This window comes from Trinickia sp., assembly GCF_051953405.1.
GTDB lineage: Bacteria > Pseudomonadota > Gammaproteobacteria > Burkholderiales > Burkholderiaceae > Trinickia.
On the sequence record NZ_JBQCIV010000104.1, the window covers coordinates 93,687 to 106,160 of the forward strand.

At 63.9% G+C, this 12,474-nt stretch carries 11 protein-coding genes; 8 read left to right on the forward strand and 3 right to left on the reverse strand.

The genetic code is table 11. From position 1 onward, the window contains the following. Positions 1–4 precede the first annotated feature (4 nt). From ACTHN9_RS18405 to ACTHN9_RS18425, 5 genes are read left to right on the forward strand one after another with little or no spacing between them, the layout of a single operon-like run. Positions 5–1,585, forward strand: a complete 1,581-nt coding sequence (locus ACTHN9_RS18405; RefSeq protein ID WP_440538204.1) for an MBOAT family O-acyltransferase — start codon at positions 5–7, stop codon at positions 1,583–1,585. Positions 1,586–1,624: 39 nt separating this feature from the next. Then, complete coding sequence (locus ACTHN9_RS18410) at positions 1,625–1,861, forward strand: acyl carrier protein (RefSeq protein WP_440538205.1); 237 nt, start codon at positions 1,625–1,627, stop codon at positions 1,859–1,861. Between the two features lie 32 nt (positions 1,862–1,893). Beyond that, entirely contained in the window at positions 1,894–3,369 is a 1,476-nt protein-coding gene (locus tag ACTHN9_RS18415) for an AMP-binding protein (protein WP_440538206.1), read from the forward strand. Next, on the forward strand, positions 3,366–4,067 hold the full coding sequence (locus ACTHN9_RS18420; RefSeq protein WP_440538207.1) for an alginate O-acetyltransferase AlgF: 702 nt from the start codon (positions 3,366–3,368) through the stop codon (positions 4,065–4,067). Before ACTHN9_RS18415 ends, ACTHN9_RS18420 begins: the two co-directional genes overlap by 4 nt. 32 nt (positions 4,068–4,099) lie before the next feature. Then, entirely contained in the window at positions 4,100–5,227 is a 1,128-nt protein-coding gene (locus tag ACTHN9_RS18425; RefSeq protein ID WP_440538208.1) for an acyl-CoA dehydrogenase family protein, read from the forward strand. A 157-nt stretch (positions 5,228–5,384) separates the two neighbouring features. Here ACTHN9_RS18425 and ACTHN9_RS18430 read toward each other — a convergent pair whose 3' ends face one another. Together ACTHN9_RS18430 and ACTHN9_RS18435 are read right to left on the reverse strand one after the other, a co-directional pair. Beyond that, the gene (locus ACTHN9_RS18430; protein ID WP_440538209.1) at positions 5,385–6,380 is read right to left on the reverse strand and encodes a DUF4434 domain-containing protein; all 996 of its coding nucleotides are present in this window, start codon (positions 6,378–6,380) and stop codon (positions 5,385–5,387) included. 188 nt (positions 6,381–6,568) lie between these two features. Beyond that, a complete protein-coding gene (locus tag ACTHN9_RS18435) occupies positions 6,569–6,991 on the reverse strand; it encodes a type II toxin-antitoxin system HicB family antitoxin (protein WP_440538210.1) in 423 nt (140 codons plus the stop codon). Positions 6,992–7,577: 586 nt separating this feature from the next. Here ACTHN9_RS18435 and ACTHN9_RS18440 point away from each other — a divergent pair. The 3 genes from ACTHN9_RS18440 (at position 7,578) to motB (ending at position 10,532) form a co-directional block, all read left to right on the forward strand. After that, on the forward strand, positions 7,578–8,156 hold the full coding sequence (locus ACTHN9_RS18440) for a hydrolase (protein WP_440538211.1): 579 nt from the start codon (positions 7,578–7,580) through the stop codon (positions 8,154–8,156). A gap of 461 nt (positions 8,157–8,617) precedes the next feature. Next, entirely contained in the window at positions 8,618–9,496 is an 879-nt protein-coding gene (motA, locus tag ACTHN9_RS18445; RefSeq protein WP_440538212.1) for a flagellar motor stator protein MotA, read from the forward strand. A gap of 19 nt (positions 9,497–9,515) precedes the next feature. Then, a complete protein-coding gene (motB, locus tag ACTHN9_RS18450) occupies positions 9,516–10,532 on the forward strand; it encodes a flagellar motor protein MotB (protein WP_440538213.1) in 1,017 nt (338 codons plus the stop codon). 92 nt (positions 10,533–10,624) lie between these two features. Here motB and ACTHN9_RS18455 read toward each other — a convergent pair whose 3' ends face one another. Then, a complete protein-coding gene (locus ACTHN9_RS18455; RefSeq protein ID WP_440538214.1) occupies positions 10,625–12,469 on the reverse strand; it encodes a tetratricopeptide repeat protein in 1,845 nt (614 codons plus the stop codon). Positions 12,470–12,474: the final 5 nt, after the last annotated feature.

A 12,474-nucleotide genomic window follows, 5' to 3' on the forward strand; every position in this document is an offset into this window, starting at 1 on the left:
CGCCATGCTGTTCAATTCCTGGCTGTTCCTGTTGCTGTTTCTTCCGGTTGCCCTGGCCGGGCACTATCTTGCCGGCGCGATCAGCTTGCGGCTCGCCGCCGTATGGCTTTGCCTCGCATCGTTCGTGTTCTACGGCTGGTGGAATCCGCAATTCGTCGCACTGCTCGCGGTATCGATCGCCTTCAACTATGGGATCAGCCAGTGGATGCTCGGCTGCGCGGGCCGGCCGCGCGTGCAGAACGCCATCGTCGCCCTCGGCGTGCTGGCCGATCTGGCGGCACTCGTTCACTACAAGTACTTCGCCACGCTGTTCAATTTCATGAGCGAGATGGGCATTACGCACGGCATGATGGATCCGCTCGTGCTGCCGCTCGGCATCTCCTTCTTCACGTTCACGCAGATCGGCTACCTGCTCGACTGCCGCGCGGGTATCGCGAAGGAGCGGCGTCTGCTGAACTACGTGCTGTTCGTGACGTTCTTCCCGCACCTGATCGCGGGCCCCATCTTGCATCACAAGGAGATGATGCCGCAGTTCGCGAAGCGCGATAACTTCCGCTTCCGCGCCGAAAATCTTTCGGTCGGCACCATGCTGTTCGTCATCGGGCTCGCCAAGAAAGTCTTGCTGGCCGATGCGATCGCGCCTTTCGCGGACGCCGGTTTCGCCGCCCCCGGCGATCTGCGATTCTGGGCCGCCTGGGGCACGAGCATCGCCTACGCACTGCAGCTGTACTTCGATTTTTCGGGGTACTCCGACATGGCGCTCGGTCTCGCGAAAATGTTCGGCATCCGTTTTCCGCTGAACTTCAATTCGCCGTACAAGGCGAGCAACATCATCGACTTCTGGGCGCGCTGGCACATTACGCTGACGCGCTATCTCACGGCCTATCTCTACTACCCCGTGGCCATGGCGATTTCGCGCATGCGCGAAAAGCGCGGCCTGAGCGCAGGCTCGGCCGCCGCGCGCACGCCCGGCGGGTTCGCCGCCACCATCGTGCTGCCGACCGTCTTCACGATGGGTCTCGCCGGTATTTGGCACGGCTCGGGCTTCCAATACCTCGTGTTCGGTCTGCTTCATGCGGTGTACTTGTCGATCAATCACGCGTGGCGCATCTTCGTCGTCGGGCGCAAGCCGGGCACCAAGCGCCCGGGCACGCGCGCGGGCAAGATCGCGAGCGTCGCCGTCACGTTCGTCGCGGTGCTCGTTGCGCAAGCGTTCTTTCGCGCCAACGGCGTGGGCGATGCGGTGCGCCTCGTGCAAGGCATGCTGGGGCTGCGCGGCTTCGAGTCGCCCGCCTCGATGCATTACGCCTTCGCTATGCCTCTCGGCGATGCGTGGCGCGCGATCGTCGGCACGCATCTAGAACTCGTCTATGTACTGGCGCTGCTCGGCATCGCATGGTTCGCGCCGAACGCTCACCAAATTCTCGGGCGCCACTCGCCCGCGCTCTTCAAGGTGCAGGAGGCGGCGCAAGCCTTCATGCGCTGGCGTCCCGGCGCGCCGTGGCTCGCCGTGTTGCTTGCGCTGTTCTTCTTGTGTCTCGCGAATCTGCATAAAGAGACGCGCTTTCTGTATTTCCAGTTTTGAAATCCGAATCACTCTTCCGCCGAACCGGAGTTGCCTCTCATGTCTATCGCCGAAATCGAAGCCAAACTCGCTCAACTGATCGAAGCCATCATCTTGACCTCGGTCGATCCCGACACGCTGTTGATCGAATCGGGACTCATCGATTCGCTCTCGGCCGTCGACGTCGCGCTCGGCGTCGAACGCGAGTTCGGCGTCAAGATCCCGCCGACCGAAATCGACGTGCACCTCGAATCGGTGCACACGCTCGCGCAGTACATCGCCTCGCGCAAGGCCTGAGTTCGCGCTCGGTGCGAGCGAGGAGATCCCGAATGCATTTCGATTTCGACCGTTTCGAATTTGCGCAGACGCATGCCGCGCCCGACCGCCCGGCTGCGATCGATCCCGCCGGTTCGCTTTCGTGGGCGGTGCTCGCGGATGCGGTCTCGGCCTGGATGGCCGCCGCGACCCAAGCCGGCGCGCGCGCGGACGTGCCGCTCGTCATCACGGGGCACAAAGAGCCGGCGTTTCTCGTCGCGATGCTCGGGTGCTTGCGCCTGGGCGTGCCGTTCGTGCCAGTAGATGTCGTCAACCCCGAGCAGCGCATTGCGCGCATTGCCGAGCTGGTGGGCGCGGGGATGCGTTACGACGCGCAGGCCCGCGCGTTCGTTGCCACCGGGTTCGACGCCGCGCCGCTCGCCGAGCCGGGGCTCGCGTACATCATGTTCACCTCGGGCAGCACCGGCGATCCGAAGGGCGTGCAGATCGGACGCGAGAGCGTGAGCCTATTCGCGAGTTGGATCCGCGATTGCTTGGCGCTCGGCGAGGCGCCGGTGTTCATGGATCAAATGCTGTTCAGCTTCGACTTCTCGCTGTTCAACTGGGTCGGCGCGCTTGCGACGGGCGGTACGTGCGCGCTCTGCCCGCGCGAAGCGATCGAAGATCGCGAGCGCTTTGCCGCGTATCTGGCGAGCGCCCGCGTGAGCGTCTGGACGTCGACGCCGTCGTTCGTGCGTCAGCAACTGCTCGACCCGTCGTTCGACGCCGCCCATCTGCCCGATTTGCGCGCCTTCGTGTTCGGCGCGGAATCGCTCACGCCGACGGTGGCCGAAGCGCTGTGGTCCCGCTTTCCGGCCTCGCGCATCGTCAATTCCTATGGGCCGACCGAGGCCACTTGCTCGACGACCTGGGTGGAGATCGATGCCGCACTGCGCGCGGCTGCGCCGCTGCCGTTTCCGATCGGCCGCGCCAAACCGTATGCCGATGTCGTGATCGACGACGGCGAGATCTGCATCGCGGGCGACCATGTCATGCGCGGTTATCTGAACCGCCCCGATCTAAACGCCACGCGCATGTTCGTGCGCGACGGCAAGCGCGGCTATCGCACGGGGGATCTGGGCGAGATGGACGAGCGCGGGCTTGTGACGTTCCGCGGCCGTCGCGACGACCAAATCAAGCTGCATGGCTATCGGATCGAATTGGCCGAAGTGGATGCGGCGCTTGCCACGCTGCAAGGCGTGCGTGCGGGCGCGGCCGTCGCGCTCCGGCGTCCCGATGGCGCTATTGTCCGCATGATAGGGTTCGTCGATCCCGATGCCGAGGGGCCGTCGGGGCTGTTGCCGCCGCCGCCCGCATTGGCCGATTGGCGCGCATCGCTCGGCTTGCGCGTGCCGCCCTATATGATCCCGTCGGAATTGATCGTCTGCCACGGTTTTCCGCTGACGCAGACCCACAAAGCCGATCGCAAAGCCCTGGAGCGCATGTATCTGGAATCCCGGATGCGTTCCGCCAAGGAGTCGAAAGTATGAAGTCCGTCGCACGTTTCGTTGCCGCGCCGTGTCTTGGCGCCGCTTTGTCGTTGTCCGTCACGCTCGCTGCCATGAGCGCGACGGCCCATGCCGAAGGCAAATTCGCGCAGCTCTACGCCGCGCGCCCGCCGGCGGGCTCGTCGTTCGTGCGCGTCGTCAATCCGGATGCCGCGCCGCTGACGGTCAAGATCGCCGACGGTCCGGTGCAGACGCTCTCCGGCGAGACGATCGCCAGCACGTACGCCATCGTCAAAGGCAATGCGACGTTCACCGTTTCGCTCGACGGCAAGACCGTGACGACGATGAAGGTCGCGCCGGACAGCTTCGACACACTCGTGCCGCGCCGCCAGGGGAAGACGGTGAGGTTCACCGTGATCGACGACGGCGGCGGCTCGCAGGACGCGCTCAAGGCCGAGCTGCGCTTTTATAACCTGGCCGATGGCTGCGCCGGCGGCCGCCTTGCGGTTGCGCCCGCCGGCCCGATGCTGTTCTCCGATGTCGCGCCGCTGGCGGCTACCGCCCGGCCCATCAACCCCGTCTCGGCGAAACTGACGGCGGCCTGCACGGTGGCGATCTCCGGCGCGCTGGCCTTGCCCGCGCTGCAGCCGGGCGATCATTACAGTTTGTTCCTCGCAGGCACGGCCGCGAAACCGGTCCTGCGCGGCCAGGTCAGCGCGACCGACCCGTACAAGCAGTGACGACATCGACCGAATCCGGCAGGAGCCCTAGCATGCGCAGCGTGTTCCGCGACGATCACGAGCAGTTTCGCGTTCAGGTCGAACGCTTCATCGCGGCCGAGATCGCGCCGTATTATGCGCAGTGGGAGCGCGAGGGCATCACCCCGCGCGCATTGTGGCGCAAGGCCGGCGAGGCCGGTTTGCTGAACTGCGCCATTGCGGCCCCGCATGGGCTCGGCGGCGACTTCGGACACGCCGCGGTCGTGATCGAAGCGCTGGCTCGCGCGAATTGTCTCGGCATCGGGTTTTCGATTCACTCGGATATGGTCGCGCCGTATCTGGCCGCATTCGGCACGGCCGGGCAGCAGCAGAAGTGGCTGCCGCGCATGACATCGGGCGAGATCATCGGCGCGGTCGCGATGACCGAACCGGGCGCGGGCAGCGATCTCAAAGCCGTGACGACGCGCGCGCGCCGCGCAGGCGACGGATGGCGCTTGAGCGGCCAGAAGACGTTCATCACGAACGGCGTGAACGCGGGACTCGTCATCGTGCTCGCCAGCACGAACCCGGATCTCGGCGCCCGCGGCCTCTCGTTGTTCGTCGTGGAAGAAGGTACGCCGGGTTTCGGTAAGGGCGCACCGCTTGCGAAAATCGGGCAGCACAGCCAGGACACTTGCGAGCTGTTCTTCGACGACGTGCAACTGAGTGCCGATGCGTTGCTTGGTGAGGAGGGCGCCGCGTTCGAGTATGTGACCCGCAAACTCACGCAGGAGCGTCTGGCGATCGCGTTGCGGGCGGCTGCGTCGCTCGAAGGCCAACTCGCCGATGCGGCCACCTATGCGAAAGCGCGCAAAGCGTTCGGCCGACGCGTGATCGATTTCCAGCACTCGCGTTTCAAGCTGGCCGACGCGCTGGCCAAGTCGACCATGCTGCGCGTCTTTCTCGACGATTGTCTCGCGCGGCACATGTCGGGCGAACTCGATGCCGTCACGGCGGCGATGGCCAAGCTCAATGCGACGGAGTTGCAGGGGCAAGTGCTCGACGATCTGCTGCAACTCTACGGCGGCTACGGCTATATGAGCGAGTACGGCATCGGGCGCGCCTGGGCCGATGCGCGCGCGCTGCGCATCTTCGGCGGGACGAGCGAAATCTTGCGCGAGATCGTCGGCAAGCAGTTCTGAGCGATCCGTACGTCTGCATCGATATTTAAATCGACATCGATGTCCGCGCCCGAAAGGATGCGGATGCGCCATCGATGCGCTTTGGCGTCGGCATTGGGCGGCGCCGGGCGAGATCGCGGGCCAAGTCGCCGTTTCCTGCGCGCTCAGCTCATCGCGCTCAGCTCATCGCGGACTGCCAGCGCTTGAGCAGCAAGCGCGCTTCGGCCGAATCGCCGAGCACCCAGGGGTCGAGCGAAAACGCGACGATGCGCTGCGCGCCGTAATCGCGCGCGATCTTCCATTGCGCCTCGATGCGCCGAAAGCTGGCCGAGCGCGCCTTGAAGTCGGTGCCGTCGCTCGCCGTCGGTATCTGCTCGAACAGTTCCGCGATCAGATCGAACTTCGCTCCGCGCGCGACGAGCATGTCGTGCAACGGCTGCAGCGCGTCGTAATTGCGGATGCCGGCCACACCCACGCCGTCCTGAATCATCGGATGCACCTGGACCCGGTCCAGCAGCGTGCTCCACATGCCGGCGAGCGTGCCGGCGGTCGGCAACTGACTGTAGTAGGTCGACACGGTCGGGACTTGGCCGCTGGTGGCGAGCGCTACCTCCGAAAAGCGGCCGAGCCAGTCGGCGAGCTTGTCTGCGCGCGCCGGATCGGCCCAGTGGTATTGCTCGAGTTCATACGGGATATACCAGCCGCGAAACGCCTCGTGCAGCGTCCACAACGCCGTTTGCATATAGCTTGTACTGCGTTCGCTCGAGCGCGCGAGGAACGTGTCGAGCACGGTGTCGCGCTTGTCGCCGATCGCGTTCCACCAGCGCTCGTCGTAGGGCACGCCGAGATGAACGCCCATGCCGAGCGCCGCGCTCTCGTCCAGCAGCAACTGGATCATCGAGTCGGGCGAGATCCAGGTGCTGTCGGGTTCGCCGTCGATACCGACCCATTGCACGAAAATTTCCTTGCAGCCGAGCGCGTGGGTTGCCGTCAGCCGTTCTCGCCATTGATCGCGTGTCCAATCGAGATGGCTGCGCCACAGTTGCACGAAGGTGCCGCCGATGGCGGGCGGCGCGTCGCAGGCGGCGAGCGGAAGGCAGGCGGCGAGCGCCGCGGCTTGCAGCAGGCGGCGGCGTTGCGGCGAATGAGGTCTGGCGGCGCGAAGCGAAAGCATCGATGAAGGCTCGGACAATAGCGCGGGGCCGGGGTCGTTGGAGGAATGAGGCCGGCCGCTATTATCGGCAATTTTGCTTCGCCGTTCACGGGAAATGTCGTTTTGTTCGACGGACATATCACTTGTGCGAAGTGAAGGGCTTGGTGTGCAAACTACGCTGCCCAACGGCGTGAGTCCCCGCAGTACCTCTACGCGGGCGTTGCCGACAACTGCAAGTGCATCCCTAGCGCGGCGAGCGCTGCTTCGATCGTATCGATCTTGGTCGTATGGCGGAGATCGATGACGCGATTGATTTCCTGGCGACGGGTGTGCAATCGCCTCGCTAGTTCGGCGGCGGTGACCTTTTGCGCCAACATTGCGTTGAGTAACAGCACCTTTGCTGCAACACTGGCGGGCAGGTCTACCAGCACATCGCCCCGTTTCGGCGGGGAAGGCGTGGGAACCACGCGCTTGTCCTCGAAGTAGAAATCCATCGCGGTGGCGAGGGCATCGCGAGCCATATCGATCGCCTCCTCGCGCGTCGCACCACAGGTGAGGGCTTCGGGAATATCGCGGAACTTAACGGCGAATCCCGTTCCGTCGGGGATGAGGCGGGCAGGGTATCTGAACATCGTCGATCCTTTCGTACCTATACAGTCGAGCAAGCGGCTCTTGCGATTTATCGCGCGCATTCGATGGCAAGCTGCTTAACGATTGGGCGACGAAGATTGTCCCCAAGCTCGGCGCCAGGATGCCGTGGCATGACCGATTGGCGCCCGTTTAGGTAGACCTTTGTATGCCTCGAGCCTTCGACGAACGTGGCGCCCTGTCTCGCGAGCCATCTTTTGAATTCGCTTTGCTTCACGGATAACCCGTATTGTAAACAAAAATGATTACAGCGCAACATGCTTGCCGGCCGAACCGTGATGTTGTCCCAGTCCGTAGCCGGAGTGGGCGATCGGCGTAGTTGGCAGGTGGGCTTGCCCAGCGTTGCGTCGACGTCCCTACGACAGCGGCAGCGCTGGCGATCGCGCCGCCGACGGGGCACTCACTATGTATGAGGAGCGCGAAGCCGAATTGATCGACGGGCAAAACCGGACGAAAGGCCGTTGGTTGCCCAGAGTTTGTTGGAAGGCGAAAAGTAAAGGGGAGGGATTGGCGTCGACACAAGTCGTCGTGTGAGAAAATTGCCTCCGCCCTCGACACCAAGGACCCCTCATGGACGCCATCGATCCACGTATCACCGCGCTCGTCCTCATCGATTTGCAGGAAGGCATCCTGCCGTACGCGAAGGGACCGCGCACGGCCGATGCGGTGCTCGACGCCAGTGCGCGCTTGGCCAAACGCTTTCGCGAAGCCGGCGCCCCGGTCGTACTGGTACGCGTCGGCCCGAGCCCCGATTTCGGCGATGTCCTGCGGCAAAGCGTCGACCAACCGACGCCCGCCCCGGCAGGCGGGCTGCCCGCGAACTGGTGGACCATCCCGGCACAACTCGAAGCGAGCGAACGCGACATTCCGATCACGAAGCGGCAATGGAACGCCTTCTACGGCACCGAACTCGACTTGCAGCTACGTCGCCGCGGCATTCGGACGATCGTGCTCGCCGGTATCTCGACCAATATCGGCGTGGAATCGACGGCGCGCGCCGCGTTCGAACGCAACTACGCGATCGTGTTCGCCGAAGACGCCATGAGCTGCGCATCGGCCGAACAGCACGAAGCATCGGTGCGCTATATCTTTCCGCGGCTCGGACACGTGCGCAAAACCGACGACATCCTCGCCGCAGTGACGGCATAACCGGACTTGCCCGCAAATGGGCCGCGCGGCGACGCACGATAACGTTTGCGCGGGCTGCATGCGTCGATACATCGGCGATTAACACGCGCGCCATGTCACGCAATTGATTCAAATCAACCCCCTCGCGCGATCCATCGTTTTCTCGGATCGCGCGCAATAAAATCGCACGACCCCGATTTAATTTGGTGTCTCGCCCTTTAGCTATCGCTCTTTCGAGCCGTTAGCCAGACATGAACGCCTACGAGGCCGCCGCGCAGCCCTCGTCGCAATCGGTGCTACAGCACGGGCTTTACCCAGCCGCCTCCCGCTCGCCAAGCCGATAGGACGACGAACCGATCGTCGCTCGCGACGCCGCGCCGCTGTGATGGGCCAGGGCAGCCTCGGCCCGTAGTGCAACGTTCGGCATGCGCGCAGCTATCGCTTATGCGCCTCGAATGCCACGCTGGTTTTTGGAGAGATTTATGTTTGTCGCAATCGGATGGGTCATGGTGCTGGGCGCCGTGATCGGCAGTTTCGTGGGCGAGGGCGGACACCTGTTCGCGCTGCTTCAGCCGTTCGAGCTGATGTGTATCTTCGGCGCCGCATTCGGCGCATTCGTCGTGGCCAATCCGGTCACTACGCTCAAGAAGACGATCAAGAGCTTGCCCGCTTGTTTCAAGGGCCCGCGTTACGACAAGGCGAAATACCTCGAGTTGATCGCCCTGCTCTACGAACTCATGCAGAAGGCGCGCAAGGAAGGGATGATGGCGCTCGAAGCCGATGTCGATGCACCCGAGCAAAGTCCGCTGTTCCAGAAATACCCGGCAATCGCAGGCGATCATCATTTGCTCGATTTCATCACCGACTATCTGCGCATGATGTCGACGGGCAACATCAACGTGCTCGAAATGCAGGACTTGATGGATGAGGAATTGACCACGCATCACGCCGAGGAATCGGTCGTGGCCAACGCACTGCAAAAGATGGCCGACGGCTTGCCGGCATTCGGTATCGTCGCGGCGGTCATGGGCGTCGTGCATACGATGGCGTCCGTGGGCGAGCCGCCCGCGATCCTCGGCAAGATGATCGCGGCCGCGCTGGTCGGGACCTTCCTCGGCATTCTGCTCTCATACGGGTTCGTCGGCCCCGTGGCCGATCTGCTGCACGCCAAGGGCCGCGCCGCCGCCAAGCCGTTCCAATGCGTGAAAGCCGTGCTGCTGGCCTCGCTGAGCGGCTATGCGCCGTCGGTGGCCGTGGAGTTCGGCCGCAAGGTGCTGTTCACGACCGATCGTCCCACGTTCCAAGAACTCGACGACACGGTGCGCGCGACGAAGGTCTCCAAGCCGGCCGCCGCGTCGTAACGAACGAAACGAGCGAACGATGGGTGACAGACTTTCCCGCGAGGCCGCCGACAAGCGGCCGATGAGCATCGTCGTCCGCCGCAACAAGAAGGGCGGCGATCACGATGGCCATCATGGCGGCGCATGGAAGATTGCTTACGCCGATTTCGTCACGGCGATGATGGCGTTCTTTCTGCTCATGTGGCTGCTCGGTTCCACGTCGAAGTACGACAAGGAAGGGATCGAGAAATACTTCAACACGCCGCTGTCGGCCTTGTTTTCGGGTTCGGAATCGAGCCCCGCGACGCCTTCGAGTATCGTGCAGGGCGGCGGGCGCAACATCGCCGATACGCGCCCCGGCGTCGGCGCCATGACGCAACCGAATCCGCCGACGCAGACGATCACGCCTCAACTCGCATCGGATGAGCTTCAGCGGTTACAGCAGTTGAAGCAAAAACTGACTTCGTTGATCGAACACGTGCCGGCGCTCAATGCGTTCAAGGACCAGATTCGCATGTCGATCACGAGCGAAGGCCTGCGCATCGAGATCGTCGATTCCCAGAAGCGGCCGATGTTCGCATCGGGGAGTGCACGGATGCAACCGTATGCGATTGCGATCCTCACGCAAATCGGCACGGCGCTGAACGACGTCGAGAATCACATTTCGATCGCGGGCCATACCGACAACGTGCAGTACCAAGGCAGCGAGGAAGGCTATACGAATTGGGAGCTGTCGTCGGACCGCGCGAATGCGGCGCGGCGCGCGCTGGTCTCGGGCGGCATGCGGATCGATAAGTTGCTGCAGGTGCGTGGGCTTGCCGACGTGCAGCCGTTGCAAGGCAACGATCCGAATGCCCCCACGAACCGGCGCATCAGCATCCTCGTCATGAACCGTGCGGCCGAGATGGCGTTCTACCGCGACGGGGGACGTACGACGACAATCGACGATTCGCTGCCTGCCGTGCCTTCGCTGCAAAACGCGGTGAAACCGGTTGCGATGCGGCCGGCCGTCACACCCCTCACGGCGCAGCCGGCGGCGGGCAACGGCGCGTCTTAACGCGCCATTGCGTAGCCGATTATGCTTGCGCGGCGGCGCATCGGGCGGTGGGGCAAGGTAGAAGATCGACTTCTCGGCCGACCGTTCGATGCTCAGGCCGTCTTCGCCGATACACTGAAAAACTGCGCCGAGCACGCTTGCAATACTGCTTCGATCGGCGCAGACCAATGACCGGCCCGCGGCTGTCGGAACACCCGCATGGTGTTGGGGTACCAAGGCGAATCGCTGCGCCCGTGCAGCCAGCGCCAGTCCGGATCGTGATAGGGCAGCACAACGAAGCAGGGTTTGCCGAGCGTCGCGGCCAGATGCGCCGTAGAGGTATCGACGCAGACGACCAGATCGAGTTGCGAGATCAAAGCGGCGGTATCGGCGAAGTCGGTCAACTCATGCCCTAGCGCGAGCAGCGGCTGGAACGGTTGCGGCCTTTGGGCTTCGTCTTCGTCTTGGCCCTTTTGCAAGCTCACGAACGAAACACCGGGGATACTCCACAGCGGCAACAGTTGCGCGAGCGAGTTCAGCGAGCGATGCGCGTCGTTGTGATGGCGCGGATTGCCTTTCCAGACCAGACCGATACGCGGTCCGGGCGGGAGGGCGGTTGCGAGCCGATGGTGCCAGTGCGCGGCTAGCGACGGATCGGCGTGCAAGTAGTGCGCGGACGGGATCGTGTCCAGTGTCGTGCGAAGATGCGCCGGCACGCTGAGCAGGCTCGTCCAGCAATCGTACTCGCCGTACTTCGCCGCGGCCGCGTCGTGCGTGAGTAATCCATCGATGCCTTCGACGTCCGCGAACAAGCGATGCAGCGACGGCGCGCACACCATATCGATGCGTGCGGCCCCGGCCGCCTTGAGCAGCGGCAGATAGCGCGCGAACTGAATCACGTCGCCCAGGCCGTCTTCCTGCCAGACGAGCAGTGAACGGCCCTCGAGCGATTCGCCTTGCCATTGAGGCATCGGCAGCGTCGCCTTCGTCGTGTAGTGCAGAAAGCGCGGCAGCGCGTAACGCGCTTCGAACAGGCGCCAGCCTTCCTCGAATCGGCCAAGGCTCAGCAGCAAGGTACCGAGGCCGAATTGGGCATCGAAATAGTCGGGTTTCAACTCGAGTGCGCGGCGGTAATGCGGCTCGGCTTCTTCGGGAAGCTCGAGTGCGCGCAGCGCCGTAGCGAGGTTGTAGTGGCTCGGCGCCCCGTTCGGATCGAGCGCGAGCGCTTGCCGATAGACATCGGCGGCTTGCTGAAAGCGGCCCGACCGGTGCAGTACGTTGCCGAGGTTGTTATATCCGGCGGCCGCATCGGGGCGCAGCCTCAACGCCTCGCGATAGGCCGCCTCGGCTTCGGCGAAGCGAGCCGTCTTTTCCAGCACGATGCCGAGATTGAAATGCGCGTCGGCATAGTGGGGGCGCCTTTCGATCGCCGTGCGCAGTGTCGATTCGGCTTCGGGCAGGTGGCCGAGATCGCGCAGCGTACATGCAACGTCGACCTGTGCTTCGACGAACTCGGGCCGGATCGTGACGGCGAGATGCGAGGCTAGCGCGGCTTCGGGGAGGCGCTGCTGAGCGTAAAGCACGCGGCCGAGGTTGGCGAGGGCGTCCGCGTCTTGGGGGGTAAGGGTCAGCGCTTGTTTGTAGGCTTGCTCGGCGTCTACGATGCGGCCTTGTTGCATCAGCAGGTTACCGAGGCGCTTGTGCGCTTCGGCCTGGTCGAAGCTCAACGCAATTGAGGCGCGGTAAGCGGCCTCGGCATCGACTAAACGCCCTTGGTCGTGCAGCAGTAGGGCTAGCGCGAGCTGCGCCTGCGCGTCGTCAGGCTGCTGCGCGAGCAGTGCCTCCAGTGCAGCGGCAGCCTCTGCGAGCCGACGAGCGTCGTGCAATTGCTCAATGGACTCGAGTTGGGTTGCCGGTGCGCCGTCGGCGTTGGGCGGAAGAACTGGCGTAACTGACATTGACG

What these genes read in the sequence shown, in the direction of transcription:
- ACTHN9_RS18405 (WP_440538204.1), top strand. Translation starts at nt 5, where the DNA reads ATGCTGTTCAATTCCTGGCTGTTCCTGTTGCTGTTTCTTCCGGTTGCC.
- ACTHN9_RS18410 (WP_440538205.1), top strand. Translation starts at nt 1,625, where the DNA reads ATGTCTATCGCCGAAATCGAAGCCAAACTCGCTCAACTGATCGAAGCC.
- ACTHN9_RS18415 (WP_440538206.1), top strand. Translation starts at nt 1,894, where the DNA reads ATGCATTTCGATTTCGACCGTTTCGAATTTGCGCAGACGCATGCCGCG.
- ACTHN9_RS18420 (WP_440538207.1), top strand. Translation starts at nt 3,366, where the DNA reads ATGAAGTCCGTCGCACGTTTCGTTGCCGCGCCGTGTCTTGGCGCCGCT.
- ACTHN9_RS18425 (WP_440538208.1), top strand. Translation starts at nt 4,100, where the DNA reads ATGCGCAGCGTGTTCCGCGACGATCACGAGCAGTTTCGCGTTCAGGTC.
- ACTHN9_RS18430 (WP_440538209.1), bottom strand. Translation starts at nt 6,380, where the DNA reads ATGCTTTCGCTTCGCGCCGCCAGACCTCATTCGCCGCAACGCCGCCGC.
- ACTHN9_RS18435 (WP_440538210.1), bottom strand. Translation starts at nt 6,991, where the DNA reads ATGTTCAGATACCCTGCCCGCCTCATCCCCGACGGAACGGGATTCGCC.
- ACTHN9_RS18440 (WP_440538211.1), top strand. Translation starts at nt 7,578, where the DNA reads ATGGACGCCATCGATCCACGTATCACCGCGCTCGTCCTCATCGATTTG.
- motA (WP_440538212.1), top strand. Translation starts at nt 8,618, where the DNA reads ATGTTTGTCGCAATCGGATGGGTCATGGTGCTGGGCGCCGTGATCGGC.
- motB (WP_440538213.1), top strand. Translation starts at nt 9,516, where the DNA reads ATGGGTGACAGACTTTCCCGCGAGGCCGCCGACAAGCGGCCGATGAGC.
- ACTHN9_RS18455 (WP_440538214.1), bottom strand. Translation starts at nt 12,469, where the DNA reads ATGTCAGTTACGCCAGTTCTTCCGCCCAACGCCGACGGCGCACCGGCA.